The organism is uncultured Parasphingorhabdus sp., from assembly GCF_963677535.2.
Taxonomy (GTDB): domain Bacteria; phylum Pseudomonadota; class Alphaproteobacteria; order Sphingomonadales; family Sphingomonadaceae; genus Parasphingorhabdus.
In genome coordinates this window covers 894,550-912,314 of sequence record NZ_CAXXUT010000003.1, presented here as the reverse complement: position 1 = coordinate 912,314, position 17,765 = coordinate 894,550, and the positions used below count along the sequence as shown (strand labels likewise).

Genomic DNA, 17,765 nt, shown 5'->3' with positions numbered 1-17,765 from the left:
TTGATTGAAATGATGATGGGAGAAAGGCTTATTTCTCGAGAATGCCGAGAATATCGCTTTCCTTCATGATGATCAGTTCTTCGCCGTCAACGGTGACTTCCGTGCCGGACCATTTGCCGAACAGGATCTTGTCGCCTTTCTTGACGTCGAGCGGGGTGGCTTTGCCATTGTCGTCTTTCAGGCCATTGCCGACAGCGACAACCTTGCCTTCAGATGGCTTTTCCTGGGCGCTATCCGGAATGATGATGCCGCCAGCAGTCTTGGTATCCGCTTCGACGCGACGCACCAGTACACGGTCATGTAATGGACGAAATTTCATAGATTTCCCTTTCTTGTCCAATCCAAATCTCTTCAGACCAGTCGCTATGGCCGGTCGGCAGAGCAGAATTTGTGTGAATTAGCACTCTCTCCTTTCGAGTGCTAACAGGGCCCATGTAATGGCTGTTCATCCCCCGTCAAGGGAAAGGACGGAAAATATTTCATTGCATTTTTGTTGGATTTCCGAGGCATTGCGATTCGTTCGGTCAGCAATCTTCATTGTATCGCATCGCTGCTGTAACCGGAACAGCAGGCCGGTCGAATGACATTATGAGCCCGCCTCGGCAGGCTCGGACGGGTTCCCCCAAATTGAAAAAGGAAATATTATGTCTGCACTGACCAAAACAACCGCGGCAGCGGCAACCCTTGCCGCGGTTGCCAGCCTGACCCTTTCCGCCACCGCCGCCCAGGCCGCCGGAGCCAAGGAAAAATGCTATGGCGTCGCGCTGGCCGGAAAAAATGACTGCGCCGCCGGTCCCGGCACGACCTGCGCCGGCACCTCCACCGCCGACTATCAGGGCAATGCCTGGAAATATGTCAGCAAAGGCAGCTGCGTCAAAATGGGCGGTACGCTGACCGCGCACAAGGGCAATGCGAAACCGGTTCCCAAACGGGGCTGATCGCGCTAAATTCCGTGGATGGCCGCTATTCCTGACCCTCATGTTTCGTCGGTGACCACCATGCCGCACTCCCTCCCCCCATCGGGTGGCATCGGTCTCAAGTCGGTCCATTACAGTCATGTTCTGGACGATGATGCGCAGGCGAAACGCCCCTCCTGGGTAGAGGTACATCCACAGAATTACTTCGGCGATGGCGGACCGGCGCACCGCTGGCTCACCGCCATCGCCGGGGTCTATCCCCTGAGTTTTCATAGCGTCGGCCTGTCGCTCGGGAGCGCCGAAGGGCTCAACAGAGACGATCTGGAAAAGCTGGCCGCGCTCTGCGACCGCTATCAGCCGGCGATGGTATCTGACCATCTCAGCTGGAGCGGCAATGCCCATGACCGCTATCCCGACCTGCTCCCCATTCCCTATACGCAAGAAGCGCTCGACCATTTCGCCGGCGAAATCGGCAAGGTGCAGGACCGGCTGCAACGCCCGATCCTGATCGAAAACCCGTCCCGCTATCTCTCCTATCGCGACGACACAATGAGCGAGACCGATTTTATCGATACTCTCTGTCGCCAGACGGGCTGCGGCCTGCTGTTCGACATCAACAATGTCGAGGTGACCGCGACCAATGTCGGACTGGACATGCACGCCTATATCGATGCGATCGATCCGGCAATCGTCGGCGAAATCCATCTCGCCGGCCATGCGACGGAAAGCCATGACAGCGGCCCATTGCTGATCGACGATCACGGCTCGATCGTAAGCGACGTCACCTGGGACCTCTATCGCCGCTTCATCACCCGCGCCGGCCCGATCGCCACGCTGATCGAATGGGACACGGATATTCCCGCATATGATGTGCTGATGGCGGAAGTCACGAAGGCGGAAACCATATTGGCCGCCCCCCTGCCGGAAGAGCCGCGCCATGCCCTCGCTCGCTGAAGGCCAGTCGCGCTTCATCGCCTGCCTGCAGCAAGGACCGGCGCATTTTCCTGACGATCTGTTCGCCGAAGACAGAGCGCGGGCGCTGCTCGGCCTGAAGGCGCACGCCAACACCATCTCCCATGCCCGGCTGGTGGCGCTGGAAGACTGCTATCCCCGCTTGCACGAACATATCGGCCATGAGGATTTTCACCGCCTCTCGCGTGCCTATGTCGAGCAGCGGGCCGTCATGGCCAGCGATCTCAACCATATCGGCGCCGGCTTTCCTGCCTTTCTGCAAGAGCGCGGATATGGCGGCGCGGACATCGACCTTGCCCGGATCGAATGGGCCTGGCTGGAAAGCTACCGCAGCGCCGAAGCCCTGCCACTGGCGCTGACCGATATCGCCACGCTCGGCGAAGCCGACCTGCTCGCCTTCCCGGTGGCCCCTCATCCGGCGATGCGGCTGATCGGACTGACCGCGCCGCTGTCGCCGGCGCTAGCCGAGCTGGCGGGCATGGAGTCCGACGCACTGATGATCGCCCGGCCGGAAGCGCAGATCCTGCTCCATCCGCTGAGCGCAACCGAACGGGCGATCGCAGAAAAAATACCTGGCTGCACAAATATGGGTAACCTTTTGGCCCATGCGCTCGAACTGGAGGAAGAAGCCACGGCGATGCAGCCCATTATCAAGCTGATCCAGGCCGGGGCGCTGACACCAGTCGAGGGAAATTGATATGAAATCCATGATCCGGAAAATGGTCCGCCTGGTGAGCGGCGCAATACCGGAGGGCCTTGCCCTGCTGTTCGTCCGCGTGGCGCTGGCCGGTATTTTCTGGCGCTCCGCCCGCACCAAGGTCGAGGACGGCAGCTGGTTGCAGATGAGCGACACCACGGTTCTGCTGTTCCGCGAGGAATATGGCATGCCCTTTCCGGAAATCACCGGCCTGCTGGCGACCTACGCGGAACATTTTCTCCCGATCCTCGTGGTGCTCGGCCTGTTCACCCGCATCGGCGCCGCCGGCCTGCTGGCGATGACGCTGGTCATCCAGTTTTTCGTCTATCCCGAAGCCTGGTGGCAAGTGCATATCCTGTGGGTGGCGCTAGCCGGCATATTGATCGCGCGGGGTGGCGGACTATTCTCGCTCGACCGGCTGACCGGTCACAAGTTCGGCTGAACCGATGATCGCCAGCGAAGAAACATTCCGGCGTCTGATGACCAAAGCGCAGGCCGGTGACAAGCTCTGCTATTCCAGCCTGCTGACCGAATGCGAAAAATGGCTGCGGCGCTATTATGCGCACAAGATCAACCCGGCGGCGATCGATGATCTGGTACAGGAAACGCTGATCTCGCTGCATCGCAAACGGGCCAGCTATGATCCGGCAAGGCCGTTTCTGCCATGGCTCGCCGCCATCGGCCGCTATCGCTGGATCGACAGCCTGCGCAAGATATACCGGCACGAGCATGACCAGCTTTACGAAGAAATGGCCGCCGATCCACAGGACGAAACGGTGGCTGCCAAAGTCAGCCTCGAGCGTCTGCTCGACATGATCCCGCCGAAACAGGCCGAGGTTATCAGCCTGGTCAAGATCGAGGGTCTCAGCATCCTCGAGGCATCGGCCAAAACCGGCCAGTCGGAATCGCTGGTCAAAGTGAATATCCATCGGGGGCTGAAAAAGCTCTCCTCGATGGTCGAAACAGAATGACAGTAAAAGAGTATATATGATGTCGGATATGATGATAAATCGTCTCGTCGAGGATTTGACCCCGGTAAAACCGCTGAAAAACCGCAACGGCTTTGCCCTGACGCTGGCCGTTGCCGCGGTCGTGGCGGTGCTGGTTGCGCTGCTTGCCGGGGTTCGCGGGGACCTATTGATGGGCATGCCGCATCCGATGTTCTTTCTGCGTGGCGGAGCGCTGCTGCTGCTCGGTCTGACCAGCAGCTATGCCGTCATCGCGATGAGCCAGCCGGCCGTTGGCAACAGCTTCAAGGGCTGGATATGGGCGCTCGCGGCGGCACTGCTTTTTCCCGCCACGGCAGCGGTCATGGCGATGATGACCAGACCCGATGATATGGCAATATTGGTGGCCCGCTATGGCGTGGAATGTCTGACTGTCAGCATGCTGGCGGGTCTCGGCATAGCGGCGGCCCAGGTGCTCTGGCTGCGCCGCGGCGCACCGGTGGCGCTGGAACGGGCCGGCTGGCTCGTCGGCATGTCGTCCGGCGCTCTGGGCGCGGCGGCTTATGGCCTGCATTGCCCGTTCAACAGCATATTCTACATCGGCCTGTGGTATTCTCTGGCGGTGGCATTATGCGCGATTGCCGGTCGTTTGCTGGTGCCCCGGCTTATCCGCTGGTAATATCGGTGCGTCATCCCATATAGTGGGGGTGAATCCGGTCAAAACAGGGATATGAATATGCAGTTTGCGCGAGCAGCGTGGAAGTTTCTGGTGGCGATAAAGGACGGCATGGTCCTGATCGCGATGCTGCTGTTTTTCGGCGCCCTCTATGCCCTGCTATCGGCCCAGCCCAATAGCGGCGCGATCCGCGACGGCGCCTTGCTGCTCGACCTGAACGGGGTGATTGTCGAAGAGCCGGCGGCCCCGACCTTCGAGGATTTTCTGGCGGGCGCCGGCAACAGTCCGCGCGAATATCGCCTGCGCGATGTCGTCCGTGCGATCGATGCCAGCGCGGAGGATGACCGCGTCAAAGCCATCGTGCTCGACCTCAGCAGCTTTGTCGGCGGCGGCCAGACCAGCCTGACCGATATCGGCGAATCGCTCGCCCGCGCCAGAAAGGCCGGCAAACCAGTCTACGCATTCGCCAATTTCTACAGCGATGACAGCTATCAGCTGGCCGCCCATGCCACGGAAATCTGGATGGATCCGATGGGCGGAATCATCTTTGCCGGACCCGGCGGCAACCGACTCTATTACAAGGGGTTGATCGACCGGCTTGGCGTGACCGCCAATATCTATCGCGTCGGCACCTACAAGAGCGCGGTCGAACCTTATATGCGCGCCGACCAGTCGCCGGCCTCGCGTGAAGCATCGCAGGCGCTCTACAATGTCCTCTGGGACGGCTGGCTTGCCGATGTCAAAAAATCGCGACCGCAGGCGATGGTCCAGGCCTTTGCCGACGATCCTGCAAGCTTCGTTGCCGACGCCGGCGGCGATTATGCAGCGGTTGCCATACAGCAGAAGCTGATCGACAAGCTGGGTGACAAGACCGCGTTCGACCGCTTTGTCGCCGAACAGGTCGGCACGGACGAAACCCCCGCACCGGACCGTTTCAACGCGATCGACTATGATGACTTTGTCGCCGCCCATCCGGTCGAGACAGACGGCGCCGCGATCGGCGTGATTACCGTCGCCGGCGAGATTGTCGGTGGCCATACCGGCCCCGGCATGGCGGCCAGCGGACGGATTGCCGAACTGATCTACACGGCTCTGGAAGACGAAGAACTCAAGGCGCTGGTGGTCCGCGTGGATTCGCCCGGCGGCTCGGCCTTTGCCAGTGAGGAAATCCGCCTGGCGCTGCTCGAAGCGAAGAAGAAGAAACTGCCGGTTGTCATTTCGATGGGCGATGTCGCGGCAAGCGGCGGTTATTGGATCGCCACGGCCGGCGACCATATCTTTGCCGAGCCCGGCACGATCACCGGTTCTATCGGTGTGTTCGCGGTTCTACCCAGTTTTGAAAAGGCGCTTGCCAAATGGGGGATCACGGCGGACGGCGTCCAGACCACACCACTGTCCGGCGAGCCTGATTTTGTCGGCGGCTTCAGCGACGATCTCGATGTGATCCTGCAGGCTGGTGTCGAAGACAGCTATGGCGACTTCATCAAGCTGGTTGCGGCCGCGCGCGGCAAGACGCCGGAAGAAGTTGATATGGTCGGACAGGGCCGGGTCTGGGATGGCGGTACTGCGCGGCAACTGGGACTGGTTGATGCCTTTGGTGGAATGCCCAAAGCATTGGCCGAAGCGGCCAAGCGCGCGGGCATCGCCGAAGGCGACTATCATGCGCAATATCTCGACCCGCAGACCGGATTTGCCGGGCTGTCCTTTGATGCCATTCCCTTTATCCGTCAGCAAAGCGCGCCGGTCACCGGAGTTATCGGCTGGGCCGCGCAGCGCCAGAAGGCAATCCTCGGCGAAGCGCTGGCCACCGCGCAGGGCTTGCTGGCGCGCGAGGATGTCCAGGCCTTGTGCCTTGAATGCGGAACCGGCGTGAACCGGAACACCCGCGCATCCGCCGGCTGGTTCGACAGGCTGCTGGGCTATTCCTTGTCTTCCGCTCCGCGATAGGCCGGTAGCGACAGGCCTTTCACGATAGCCAGCGCGCGCAGGGCAAATCCTGCGGCGAAGGCGATCAGCGCGGCGATGAAACCCTGAACGCCGATCTGCACCAGCAGCACGAATACCGAGGCCGCAAGCGCCCCGGCGGTCACATAAAGTTCAGGCCTGATGATGATCGAGGGTTCTCCGGCAATCAGATCGCGGATCACCCCGCCGACGCTGGCGGTGATAATACCCATGATCGCGGCAGGGACCGGATCAATGCCCAGTTGCATTGCCTTGGCGGCCCCGAACACCGAATAGGCCGCCAGTCCGATCGCGTCGAACCAGTCAACCGCCGCCGGTCGCCAGAATTTCACCGGTGTAACCCAAATCAGCAGGGCAATTCCCAGACATAATATCGGTACGCGGGCATCCTGCACCCAGAATACCGGCGCCCCGATCAGCAGATCGCGGACGGTACCGCCACCGACACCGGTAACCAGCGCAAAAAAGCCGAAGGTCACCAGGGTCTGCCGGTTGCGCGCCGCGACCAGCGCCCCGGAAATCGCGAATACCGCGATCCCGAACAGATCGAGCCAGCCCAGTGCGCTATAGAGAAAACCGGAATTCATGCCCTTTTCCTTCGTCTGCGCCGGGTGAACAGCAGGACAAAGCCGAGAATCGATCCGACCAGCGCAAGCGCCGCCGAACCGATCAATATCGGATGGCTTGTATCCTCGCGCGTCTGCAGGTCCATGATATGCAGGCCCCACATGAAATCGAACGCTCGCCAGAACCGCGTCCTTACGGCCAGCGTCTCGCCCGTGTCCGCATCGATATAGAAGCGCGCGTCATCGTCAAATATAACCTGCCACGACGGTCGTCCGCTGCGCTGCTCCAGCGGCGCCTGGTCGGCAGCAAACAGGGTAACGGAGCGGATCGCCGCCTCGCCGGCCCGAGCCGCGCTCGCCAGCCTGTTGGCTTCGGTACCCGACACCGGCGGCAACAGGGCGCCGGTCTCTGCGTCCGCCCTTCGCTTTCCGCCATCGGCATAGGCAATTACCCAGAAGGGACCGCTGCTGTTCTGCTGCAGGGTCAGGCTCTTTGCCTGCCGCCCGTCGAGGAGGGGCGGCACCGGCTGGATAGCATCGAGCACCGGCGTTTCGCTGCGCAAATGATTGCCCCGCACAGTCTCGATTGGCTGCACCACCATCAGCAGTCCGCTGGCGGTCCAGATAATGATTGGCACCCCGATCAGCCAGCCGAGCCAGACATGCCAGCGCATGAGTTTATGATGTTTCATTCTGGCGTCCCGGACTTCCTGCTAAAACGGCTAAGTCGCCAATAGAGCCCCGATCTGTCGCGCACCATCAATTGTTTGATAATCCTGAAACTTGTCGCCGATCACCTGCATGCCGACGGGCAAGCCGTCGACGGTGCCGACAGGCAGCACGGTTGCAGGAAGACCGGGGAAGGTAACCAGTCCCGCCCAGGCGAGCTGCGGGCTGGCGGGGAGATTTTCGCCGTCAATCTCTATATTCCCCTGAAAAATCTGCCCGGCATGATGCCGAAAGGCCGGGGTGGCGCTTACCGGAGCCAGCACAAAATCAAATGTGCCAAACAGATCCCGCCATTGCCGATAGACCCGCGCCTGTATATCGCAAAGGTCAAACCAGTCGCGCACCGTGGCTTGCGCGCCATCGGGTGCCGGCAGGCCGCCGGCCATCGCGATATTGAGCATCTTGAGATAGCTGTCATGGGATGCTTCGAGATCGGGTGTCCATTCGCTACTCCGTTCGACCCGGCCCCCGGCATCCTCGATTTGTCCGGCGACCCGGTCCAGTTCGGCGCGATAGCCGCGCGAGCATCCGACCATCGGCTGCTCATCGATCAGCAGAAACCGGCCGCCTTTGACCGCAACATCCCGCCGCTGCAGCGGATGGTCGAGCGTGACCTCCAGCAAGATTGCCAGATCCTCCGCCGAACGCGCCAGCGGACCGCAGACGGACAGTGCCGGTCGCGCAGAATCGGTTCCGGGATAGCCATGGCCCTCGAGGCTGATGACATCAAAGGTCGGCTTGTGCCCCCAGATGCCGCAATAATGCGCAGGCACGCGGATCGATCCGCCGATATCGGATCCGAATTCACAGGGCAGCATCCCCGCGCTGACGGCGGCTGCAGCGCCGCCGGAGGAGCCACCCGGGGTGCGGTCGAGATCATGCGGATTGTTGGTCCGGCCATAGACGGGATTGTTTGACTGCCAGTCGGCCAGGTCCGGCGGGACATTGGTCTTGCCAACGATCACAGCCCCCGCCCGCTTGAGCCGCTTGACAACGGCCGCATCGGACGGCGCAATATTATTGCGCGCATGTTCCAGACCCCAGGTCGAGGGATGACCGGCGAGGTTGAAGCTTTCCTTGACCGTCATCGGTACACCGAAGAGCGGCTGGCCCGCTTGCGGTCCTTCATCGTCCAGCCGATGGGCTGCAGCACGGGCAGCATCAAAGTCGCGCACGACCACGGCGTTGATCGGACCATCCAGCGCTTCAATCCGGGCGATAGCCGCTTCCGTCGCGTCCCGGGCCGATAATTTCCCGGCGGCAATATCGGACGCGATCCCGGTCGCGGTGGCTTCGGTGGTCAGTGATACAATCGCCATAGTCTCTCCCCCCGGGTTCCGGGCGGGAAGCCGTGACCCTTTTGGGGGGTGATGCTAGTGCTGACCCGGCTCCACATCAAGTGCGGAGCATGGACGCTACATATGGATCGGCTTGCCCTGCACCGCCATGGCCGCTTCCTTGATCGCTTCCGAATGGGTCGGATGGGCGTGGCAGGTATAAGCGATATCCTCGCTGGTCGCGCCGAATTCCATCGCCTGCGTGACCTGCGCGATCATCGTGCCGGCGAGCGACGAGATGATGTGGCAGCCAAGCACGCGGTCGGTCTTTGCGTCGGCGATAACCTTCACATAGCCTTCGGTGTCGCGGTTGGTCTTGGCGCGGCTGTTGGCGGCAAAGACGAATTTGCCGACGTTATATTCGGTGCCGCTGTCCTTCACCTCTTCCTCGGTCTTGCCGATGCTGGCAATTTCGGGATAGGTATAGACGACGCCGGGGATCAGGTCGTGATTGACGATGCCCTGCTGTCCGGCAATAAATTCCGCCGCGGCAATGCCTTCGTCCTCGGCCTTGTGCGCCAGCATCGGACCCGGGGTCACGTCACCGATCGCATAGACGCCGGGCACCTTGGTCTGGAAATCCTGGCCGACCTCGATCTGGCCGCGGTCGTTGGTTTCGACACCGCTATTTTCCAGCGCGAGCCCGTCGATATTTGGCTTGCGGCCAATAGCCACCAGCACGACATCGGCTTCCAGCGTCTCGCTGTCGCCGCCCTTGGCCGGTTCCATGGTGAGCGTCGCTTTCTTGCCCTTGACGGTGCAGCCGGTAACCTTGGTACCGGTCTTGATATCGAACCCCTGTTTCTTGAACATCCGCGCCGCATCCTTGCGGATAGCGCCGTCCATGCCCGGCAGGATCTGGTCGAGATATTCCACCACCGTGACTTTCGCACCGAGCCGCAGCCACACGCTGCCCAGTTCCAGCCCGATCACGCCGCCGCCGATCACGACCATATGGCCGGGAACCTTGGGCAGTTCGAGCGCGCCGGTCGAATCGACCACGACATGCTTGTCATTGTCGATCTCGACGCCCGGCAACGGGGTGACCGAAGAGCCGGTGGCGATCAGGATATTTTTGGCGGTATAGCTCTTGTCGCCGACCTTGACCGTGTGCGCATCTTCAAACGCGCCGCGGCCCTTGATCCAGTCGACCTTGTTCTTCTTGAACAGCAGTTCGATGCCGCCGGTCAATTCGGAGACAGCCTTCAGCTTCTCGGCCAGCATCTGCTTGAGGTCAAGCTTCGCGCCGGTCAGCTTGACGCCGAATTTCTCCAGCGCGCCGCTATGCGCCTCGTGGTAGAGTTCCGAAGCGTGCAGCATCGCCTTGGACGGAATGCAACCGACGTTGAGGCAAGTGCCGCCCAGCGTTTCGCGGCTTTCGATGCAGCCGGTCTTCAGACCGAGTTGCGCGGCGCGGATCGCTGCGACATAGCCGCCGGGGCCGGAGCCGATTATCAGAAGATCATAGTCGAAATTGTCGGTCATATTCTGTCTCTCATTCCGTCATCGCAAATGCGTGTCCGCATGACGGATATTGGGTTGTCTGCTTATAAATCAATCAAAAGCCGCGCCGGATCCTCGATTGCTTCCTTGATCCGCACCAGGAAAGTCACCGCTTCGCGGCCGTCGATCAGGCGGTGGTCATAGCTGAGCGCCAGATACATCATCGGCCGCGCCTCGATCGAACCGTCCGGCATCACCACCGGCCGCTGTTCGATCCGGTGCAGGCCGAGCACGGCGGACTGCGGCGGGTTGATGATCGGCGTCGACATCAGCGAACCGAACACGCCGCCATTGGAGATGGTGAAGGTGCCGCCCTGCATGTCCGCCATGGTCAGCGTGCCGTCCTTGGCGCGCTTGCCGAAGTCGCCGATCGTGTTCTCGACATCGGCAAAGCTCATTGCTTCGGCGTTGCGGATGACCGGAACGACTAGGCCGTTCGGTGCGCTGACCGCGACCGAAATATCGGCATAGTCATGATAGACGATTTCCTCGCCGTCGATTTGCGCATTGACCGAAGGTACGTCCTTCAGCGCCATGCAGGCCGCTTTAACGAAAAAACCCATGAAGCCGAGCTTCACATCATGTTTCTTGGCGAACAGATCCTTGTACTTGCTGCGCGTTTCCATCACCGCGGTCATGTCGACATCGTTGAACGTGGTCAGTAAGGCTGCCGTATCCTGTGCTTCTTTCAGGCGCCGCGCGACGGTCTGGCGCAGACGGGTCATGCGCACGCGCTCTTCGTTGCGGTTGCCGCCCTGCGATGGCGCAGCCGGTACTGGCGCGCTGGTGGCTGCGCCTGTCTCGGCCTTTGGTGCCTGCTGCGCGCCGGATTTCACATATTGCTCGACATCCGCCTTGGTCAGCCGGCCATCCTTGCCGGTGCCGGTGATCTGGCTGGGGTCGACACCATGTTCGAGAACCAGCCGCCGGACCGATGGAGAGAGGGTGATCGAAGCATCGGATTCATCCGCCTTCGCTTCGCTTTTCGCCGGTGCCGGGGCTGCCTTGGCCGCCGCAGCGGCGCCGCTGCCCGCCTCAATCGTCGCAATCACCGCGCCGACCTCGACCGTATCGCCAACCTCGACCTTGTGTGCGCCCATCACACCGGCTTCCGGCGCCGGCACTTCCAGCGCCACCTTGTCGGTTTCCAGACTGGCAATCGGTTCATCAGCGGCGACCGCATCGCCCGGCTGCTTGAGCCATTCGCCCAGAGTCGCTTCGGTGATCGATTCGCCCAATACCGGGACTGTTACTTCTGTAGCCATGTTCTATCCTATCAGCTTCCGTGTTCCGCTCCTGATGCGGAACCTGGTTCGTATTTCACTTTCCGTCCGCCGCGCTCCGCATCACGTGCAGAGCCCAACGCCTTACATCTCGACTGCATGCCCCAGCGCCTCGGCGATCAGCCGCTCCTGCTGCTGCTTGTGCCGCGAGGCCAGGCCGGTAGCCGGCGATGCACTCGCGCTGCGACCGGCATAGACCGGATCGACCGGACCGACCGCCGCCTGCTCCAGACAATCTTCCAGATAAGAGCGGACAAAATGCCAGCTGCCGTTATTCTTCGGCTCTTCCTGCGCCCAGACCAGCGTCTCGAGATTGATCATCCGTTTCAGCCGGACCACCAGCGGTTCCCCTGGGAACGGATAAAGCTGCTCGATACGGACGATCGCGGTATTCTTGTCACCCGCCGCGTCGCGCGCCTCGATCAGATCGTAGGCAACCTTGCCCGAGCAAAGCACCAGCCGTTTCACATCCTTGTCGGCCGGCGGATTGGTGTCGGACAATATCCGCATGAAATGATGGTCGCCCTGGAAATCTTCCGCCTTCGACACGGCCATCTTGTGGCGCAGCAGTGATTTCGGCGTCATGATCACCAGCGGCTTGCGGAACGAGCGCAGCATCTGCCGGCGCAACACATGGAAATAATTGGCCGGCGTGGTGATATTCGCGACCTGGATATTGTCCTGCGCGCACAGTTGCAGGAAGCGTTCCAGCCGGGCTGAACTATGTTCCGGGCCCTGGCCTTCATAGCCATGCGGCAACAGCATCACCAGCCCGTTGGCGCGCAGCCATTTGGCTTCGCCCGAGGCAATGAACTGGTCGATCATGATCTGCGCACCATTGGCGAAATCGCCGAACTGCGCTTCCCACAGAACGAGAGTCTTCGGATCAGCAGCGGCATAGCCATATTCGAAGCCGAGCACGCCATATTCGCTCAAGGGACTGTCGAGCACCTCGAAGCGGCCGTGCCGCACCGTGCTCAGCGGCACATATTTTTCTTCCGTTTCCTGATCGACCCAGACGGCATGGCGCTGGGAAAAGGTCCCGCGCCCGCTATCCTGACCGGACAGGCGAACATTATAGCCTTCCGATACCAGCGAGCCGTAGGCCAGCGCCTCACCGGTTGCCCAGTCGAGATTCTCGCCACTCTTGAACATCTTGGCTTTGGCGTCGAGCACCCGGCCCAAAGTCTTGTGGATCCGCAGCCCTTCGGGCACCGTGGTCAGCGTGCGGCCGAGACTGTCGAACAGTTTCGGATCGATCGCCGTTTCCACATTGCGCCGCGCGGTTTCCGGGTCGGCGGGAATATGAAGCCCCTGCCAGCGCCCGCCAAACCAGTCGGCCTTGTCGGCCTTGTAATTGGCGGCCGCCTGGAATTCCGTTTCGAGCTGATCGGCAAAAGCCTTGCGGGTTGTATCACCCCAGTCGGCATCGATGATCCCTTCCTCGATCAGCCGCGCTTCGTAGAGCTTGCTGACCTTGGGATGTTTCTTTATCGCGGCATACATGATCGGCTGGGTGAAGCTCGGTTCGTCGCCCTCATTATGGCCGAAGCGGCGATAGCACCACATGTCGATGACGATATCCCGGCCGAAACGCTGGCGGAACTCGATCGCGATCTTGCAGGCGAAGGTCACCGCTTCGGGGTCATCGCCGTTGACGTGGAAGATCGGCGCCTGCACGCCCTTGGCGACATCCGACGGATAAGGCGAAGAGCGCGCGAACTGCGGGCTGGTGGTGAAGCCGATCTGGTTGTTGATCACGAAATGGATGCAGCCGCCGGTATTATAACCGCGGATGCCGGAGAAGCCGAGGCACTCCCAGACGATACCCTGACCGGCGAAGGCCGCGTCACCGTGGATCAATACGGGCAGCACCTGGTCATGTTTTTCCAGATCATCGCGCGCCACTTGCTGCGCGCGGACCTTGCCGAGCACCACCGGATCGACCGCTTCGAGATGCGACGGATTGGGCACAAGGCTCATATGCACATTGATGCCGTCAAATTCGCGGTCGGTGCTGGTGCCGAGGTGATATTTCACATCACCCGAACCGCCGACTTCTTCCGGATTGGCCGAGCCGCCGTGGAATTCGTGAAAGATGACCTTGTAGGGCTTGGCCATCACATTGGCGAGAATATTCAGCCGGCCGCGATGGGCCATGCCATAGACAATGTCGCGCACACCGGACTGGCCGCCATATTTGATGATATTTTCCAGCGCCGGCAGCATCGATTCGCCGCCATCAAGGCCAAAACGCTTGGTCCCGACATATTTCTTGCCGAGGAAATTCTCATATTCCTCGCCCTCGATCACCTTGTTGAGAATCGCCTTCTTGCCTTCCGGCGTGAAGTGGATCTCGGCGTCCTTGCCTTCCATCCGCTCCTGCAGGAAGCGCCGTTCCTCGATATCGGCAATATGCATATATTCGAGCCCGACCGGACCGCAATAATTGGCACGCAACACCGCTTCGATCTCGCGCACCGTCGCGGTCTGGAAGCCAAGCACGCCGCCCAGATAGACCGGCTTGTCCATATCGTCGGCGGTGAAGCCGTGGAATTCGGGCGTCAGGTCCGCCGGTTCCTCGAGCTTGGAAAGCCCCAGAGGGTCAAGATTGGCACCGAGATGTCCGCGCACCCGATAGGTGCGGATCAGCATCATCGCCCGGATCGACTTTTCCGCCGCCCGGGCAACTTCGGCATCGGACATCGCCTTGCCGGATTTTTCCGCAGAAGCCTTGATCTCGATGCCCATCCGCGTGGGATCGAGCGCGCTGTTCAGTTCGTCGGCGTCATCGATCGGCCAGTGCTTGCGCTGCCAGCTGGGGCCTTGCTCCTGTTCCGAGCCGATAAATTCCTGATTTTCAAAACCCATAATATACTACCTTATGTGCCGGTCGCTTGCTGTTCACCGGCGAAGGCCGGTGCCCAGAATTGTCCTGTCCGATCGTCTGGACCCTGCCCTGCGGCAGGGAACGTCAAATCATCGTCACCTCACAACCTCAAACCACTCCAGTCCGGCCCTTAACTGTTCACCGGCGTAGGCCGGTGTCCAGAACTGTCCCGTCCGATCGTCTGGACCCTGCCCTGCGGCAGGGAACAGAATCACTTCACAATATCATCCCACAAATCATTCCATTCGGGATTCATTCGTTCGATCCGCTTGAGCTTCCATTGCCGCTTCCAGTTTTTCATCCGGCGTTCGGCTGCCCTGGCTTCCTGAATATCGTCAAAACCCTCATACCAGACCAGCAATTTGCATCCGTGCTTCTTCGTAAATCCCTCGAACAATCCCTGGCGATGCTCGTAGACCCGCTTCGGAAGATTGCTCGTCACACCCAGATAGATCGTCCCATTCTTTTGGCTCGCCATGATATACACATATCCCGGCTGGCCCATTTCCGTTCACCGACCGCATTGTTCACCGGCGAAGGCCGGTGCCCAGAACTGCAGCGCACTATCGTCTGGGCCCTGCCCTGCGGCAGGGAACAAAAAGTTGCGGTCCGCTTCAAACAATCAAACCAGCTCCTTCAACATCGCGTCCAGCGTGATGCCCAGTTCGCTCGGCGACGGCGAGACGCGGATGCCCGCTGCTTCCATCGCCGCGATCTTGTCTTCTGCGCCGCCCTGGCCGCCGGAGACAATCGCGCCGGCATGGCCCATGCGGCGTCCCGGAGGTGCCGTCAGACCCGCGATAAAGCCGACCATCGGCTTGCTGCGGCCCTTCTTGGCTTCGTCGGCAATGAACTGCGCCGCTTCTTCTTCCGCGCTGCCGCCGATTTCGCCGATCATGATGATCGACTTGGTTTCGTCGTCGGCCAGGAACAGCTCGAGCACGTCGATGAAATTGGTGCCGTTGACCGGGTCGCCGCCGATGCCGACCGCTGTGGTCTGGCCGAGGCCAACCGCCGTGGTCTGGTGCACCGCTTCATAGGTGAGCGTACCGGAACGCGAGACCACGCCGACCGAGCCCTTCTGGAAAATGCTGCCGGGCATGATGCCGATCTTGCATTCGTCGGGGGTCAGGACACCGGGGCAGTTCGGGCCGATCAAGCGCGACTTGCTGCCCTGCAGCGCGCGTTTCACGCGCACCATGTCGAGAACGGGAACGCCCTCGGTGATCGCGACGATCAGCTCGATCTCGGCATCAATCGCCTCGAGGATCGAGTCCGCTGCAAATGGCGGCGGAACATACACAACAGAAGCCGTCGCGCCGGTTGCTTCCTTCGCTTCGGCAACCGTGTCAAAATTCGGCAGACCGATATGGGTCGTGCCACCCTTGCCCGGCGTAACGCCCGCAACCATCTGCGTGCCATAAGCCAGGGCCTGTTCCGTATGGAACGTACCGGTATTGCCGGTCATCCCTTGGGTGATGACCTTCGTGTTCTTGTCGATTAAAATGCTCATTCTATTCCTTTCTGAATTCTGCCATGCCCCATAATAACAACTATCAGCGATCTCCGTCTCTCAGCGATCGCTGACGTTCCAAATACTGCTGGGTGGGCTTTTTTAGTTTCGAAAGCTGAATTACGTTGAAGTCGGTACTCAGTTCGACACCTCGAATCTGGAAACTTATATCTTCGGGAAAAAACTCGAAATACAGATTGTTTTTACTGCATTCCCATCTGACATTCTGCCGACATTTCTTCAACGGAACAACTTCTCCCGCATATTTCAAAGAAATGAATTTATTGGCTCTATCCAGGGACAATTGCTGCGCCACCACTGAACAGCCGCTGGTATATTCATGTCCCCACGCATCATTATTATCGAAAAAAACCAGATAAGCGGTCTCTTGCTCACCAAGCTGATAAACGGACACCAACTTTTTTACGCCTCGATAATATTGACGAACCCAAAAAGGCAAATCACCAAATTCCCGCTTGTGCGCTTCTCCTTCTCTAAATTTAACGCTACCTTCCGCACAAGCTGACCAAAAGATGTCAAGAAGCCGAGGCTCATCTATCGGTGCTGCACCGCTTATCGCCAGATTTAGAGCCAGATAATTGAACACCAAATTTACGCTAGGCTCGGATCCAGCCCCTTGCAGGCTTCCAGCAATTCCTTCACCGCATCGACCGACACGTCGAAATTGCCCTGCGCTTCTTCGCTCAGTTCGATTTCGATGACCTTCTCGACACCGTCCTTGCCGATGATCACCGGCACACCGACATAAAGATCGTCGACGCCATATTGGCCGGTCAGGTGCGCGGCGGCAGGCAGCACGCGGCGTTTGTCCTTGAGATAGCTTTCCGCCATCATGATCGCGCTGGTTGCCGGCGCATAATAAGCCGAGCCATTGCCGAGCAGCTGGACAATTTCGCCGCCGCCCGAACGGGTCCGCTGGACGATCGCGTCGATCTTGTCCTGCGTGGTCCAGCCCATTTTGATGAGATCGGGGATCGGGATGCCGGCGACTGTCGAATAAGCCGGAACCGGAACCATCGTGTCGCCGTGGCCACCGAGAACGAAGGCCGTGACATCTTCAACTGAGACGTTGAATTCGTCAGCCAGGAAATGGCGGAAGCGGGCGCTGTCGAGAACGCCGGCCATGCCGACCACCTTGTTGTGCGGCAGGCCGGAAAATTCGCGCAGGGCCCAGACCATCGCGTCGAGCGGGTTGGTGATGCAGATGACAAAGGCGTCGGGCGCGTTCGCCTTGATGCCTTCGCCAACGGCCTTCATCACTTTCAGGTTGATGCCGAGCAGATCGTCGCGGCTCATGCCGGGCTTGCGCGGGACGCCTGCGGTCACGATGATCACATCGGCGCCGGCAATATCGGCATAGTCGCTGGTGCCCTTGAGATTGGAGTCGAATCCGTCCACGGGAGCGGCCTGCGCCAGATCGAGCGCCTTACCGGCTGGCATGCCCTCGGCAATATCGAACAGGACGACATCGCCCATTTCCTTGGAAGCTGCGAGGTGGGCGAGCGTGCCGCCGATCATGCCTGCGCCGATCAGCGCAATCTTGTTACGGGCCATGTGGGAAATTCTCCTAAGAATAGAGTCGAAAAAGGATATTAAAGGCAGGATTAGGCCCCTATTCTGACAAATTCAACCGCAGAAAGCACCAATTTGACCGCTATCTTTGCAATTGGTTCGCAGTAGCAATAGTGAGGCAACAAGCTTGTCATCCCGAACTTGTTTCAGGACCTCCGGAAGTGGGACAGCCGTTGG

The 17,765-nt window shown here is 60.1% G+C and carries 18 protein-coding genes; 7 read left to right on the top strand and 11 right to left on the bottom strand.

The window, feature by feature from the left end; genetic code table 11:
- Positions 1-28: 28 nt before the first annotated feature.
- Complete coding sequence (groES, locus tag ACHZCJ_RS11300; RefSeq protein ID WP_089133529.1) at positions 29-319, bottom strand: co-chaperone GroES; 291 nt, start codon at positions 317-319, stop codon at positions 29-31.
- A gap of 325 nt (positions 320-644) precedes the next feature.
- On the opposite strand from groES, the gene ACHZCJ_RS11295 reads away from it, so the two are divergent.
- Genes ACHZCJ_RS11295 through sppA form a run of 7 tightly spaced genes read left to right on the top strand, consistent with a single transcriptional unit; the run spans position 645 to position 6,156 of the window.
- Positions 645-938: a DUF2282 domain-containing protein gene (locus ACHZCJ_RS11295; RefSeq protein WP_159646836.1), complete on the top strand. Its 294-nt coding sequence runs from the start codon at positions 645-647 to the stop codon at positions 936-938.
- 60 nt (positions 939-998) lie between these two features.
- A complete protein-coding gene (locus tag ACHZCJ_RS11290; RefSeq protein ID WP_394700104.1) occupies positions 999-1,871 on the top strand; it encodes a DUF692 family multinuclear iron-containing protein in 873 nt (290 codons plus the stop codon).
- Positions 1,855-2,586: a DNA-binding domain-containing protein gene (locus ACHZCJ_RS11285; RefSeq protein WP_321326484.1), complete on the top strand. Its 732-nt coding sequence runs from the start codon at positions 1,855-1,857 to the stop codon at positions 2,584-2,586. The genes ACHZCJ_RS11290 and ACHZCJ_RS11285 overlap by 17 nt, the downstream gene beginning before the upstream one ends.
- Before the next feature lies 1 nt (position 2,587).
- The gene (locus tag ACHZCJ_RS11280) at positions 2,588-3,028 is read left to right on the top strand and encodes a DoxX family protein (protein ID WP_321326482.1); all 441 of its coding nucleotides are present in this window, start codon (positions 2,588-2,590) and stop codon (positions 3,026-3,028) included.
- Positions 3,029-3,032: 4 nt separating this feature from the next.
- Entirely contained in the window at positions 3,033-3,557 is a 525-nt protein-coding gene (locus ACHZCJ_RS11275; protein ID WP_321326480.1) for a sigma-70 family RNA polymerase sigma factor, read from the top strand.
- Positions 3,558-3,585: 28 nt separating this feature from the next.
- Complete coding sequence (locus ACHZCJ_RS11270) at positions 3,586-4,212, top strand: NrsF family protein (RefSeq protein WP_159646826.1); 627 nt, start codon at positions 3,586-3,588, stop codon at positions 4,210-4,212.
- 57 nt (positions 4,213-4,269) lie between these two features.
- On the top strand, positions 4,270-6,156 hold the full coding sequence (gene sppA / locus ACHZCJ_RS11265; protein WP_321326475.1) for a signal peptide peptidase SppA: 1,887 nt from the start codon (positions 4,270-4,272) through the stop codon (positions 6,154-6,156).
- Here sppA and ACHZCJ_RS11260 read toward each other — a convergent pair.
- The 10 genes from ACHZCJ_RS11260 to mdh form a co-directional block, all read right to left on the bottom strand.
- Entirely contained in the window at positions 6,129-6,761 is a 633-nt protein-coding gene (locus ACHZCJ_RS11260; protein WP_159646822.1) for a trimeric intracellular cation channel family protein, read from the bottom strand. The genes sppA and ACHZCJ_RS11260 overlap by 28 nt on opposite strands.
- Positions 6,758-7,432, bottom strand: a complete 675-nt coding sequence (locus tag ACHZCJ_RS11255; protein ID WP_321326473.1) for a PepSY domain-containing protein — start codon at positions 7,430-7,432, stop codon at positions 6,758-6,760. The genes ACHZCJ_RS11260 and ACHZCJ_RS11255 overlap by 4 nt, the downstream gene beginning before the upstream one ends.
- Before the next feature lie 30 nt (positions 7,433-7,462).
- Positions 7,463-8,788, bottom strand: coding sequence for an amidase family protein (locus ACHZCJ_RS11250; protein ID WP_321326470.1), 1,326 nt, complete (start codon positions 8,786-8,788; stop codon positions 7,463-7,465).
- A 96-nt stretch (positions 8,789-8,884) separates the two neighbouring features.
- Positions 8,885-10,291, bottom strand: a complete 1,407-nt coding sequence (gene lpdA, locus ACHZCJ_RS11245) for a dihydrolipoyl dehydrogenase (RefSeq protein ID WP_321326464.1) — start codon at positions 10,289-10,291, stop codon at positions 8,885-8,887.
- Positions 10,292-10,353: 62 nt separating this feature from the next.
- Positions 10,354-11,574, bottom strand: coding sequence for a 2-oxoglutarate dehydrogenase complex dihydrolipoyllysine-residue succinyltransferase (odhB, locus tag ACHZCJ_RS11240; protein WP_321326462.1), 1,221 nt, complete (start codon positions 11,572-11,574; stop codon positions 10,354-10,356).
- 102 nt (positions 11,575-11,676) lie between these two features.
- Positions 11,677-14,463, bottom strand: coding sequence for a 2-oxoglutarate dehydrogenase E1 component (locus tag ACHZCJ_RS11235; RefSeq protein WP_321326460.1), 2,787 nt, complete (start codon positions 14,461-14,463; stop codon positions 11,677-11,679).
- Positions 14,464-14,693: 230 nt separating this feature from the next.
- Positions 14,694-14,987, bottom strand: a complete 294-nt coding sequence (locus ACHZCJ_RS11230) for a GIY-YIG nuclease family protein (protein ID WP_321326459.1) — start codon at positions 14,985-14,987, stop codon at positions 14,694-14,696.
- A 117-nt stretch (positions 14,988-15,104) separates the two neighbouring features.
- Positions 15,105-15,995, bottom strand: a complete 891-nt coding sequence (gene sucD, locus ACHZCJ_RS11225) for a succinate--CoA ligase subunit alpha (protein ID WP_100092973.1) — start codon at positions 15,993-15,995, stop codon at positions 15,105-15,107.
- 43 nt (positions 15,996-16,038) lie between these two features.
- Complete coding sequence (locus tag ACHZCJ_RS11220) at positions 16,039-16,602, bottom strand: hypothetical protein (RefSeq protein WP_159646808.1); 564 nt, start codon at positions 16,600-16,602, stop codon at positions 16,039-16,041.
- 5 nt (positions 16,603-16,607) lie between these two features.
- Positions 16,608-17,570, bottom strand: a complete 963-nt coding sequence (gene mdh, locus ACHZCJ_RS11215; RefSeq protein ID WP_159646806.1) for a malate dehydrogenase — start codon at positions 17,568-17,570, stop codon at positions 16,608-16,610.
- Between the last annotated feature and the right edge of the window lie 195 nt (positions 17,571-17,765).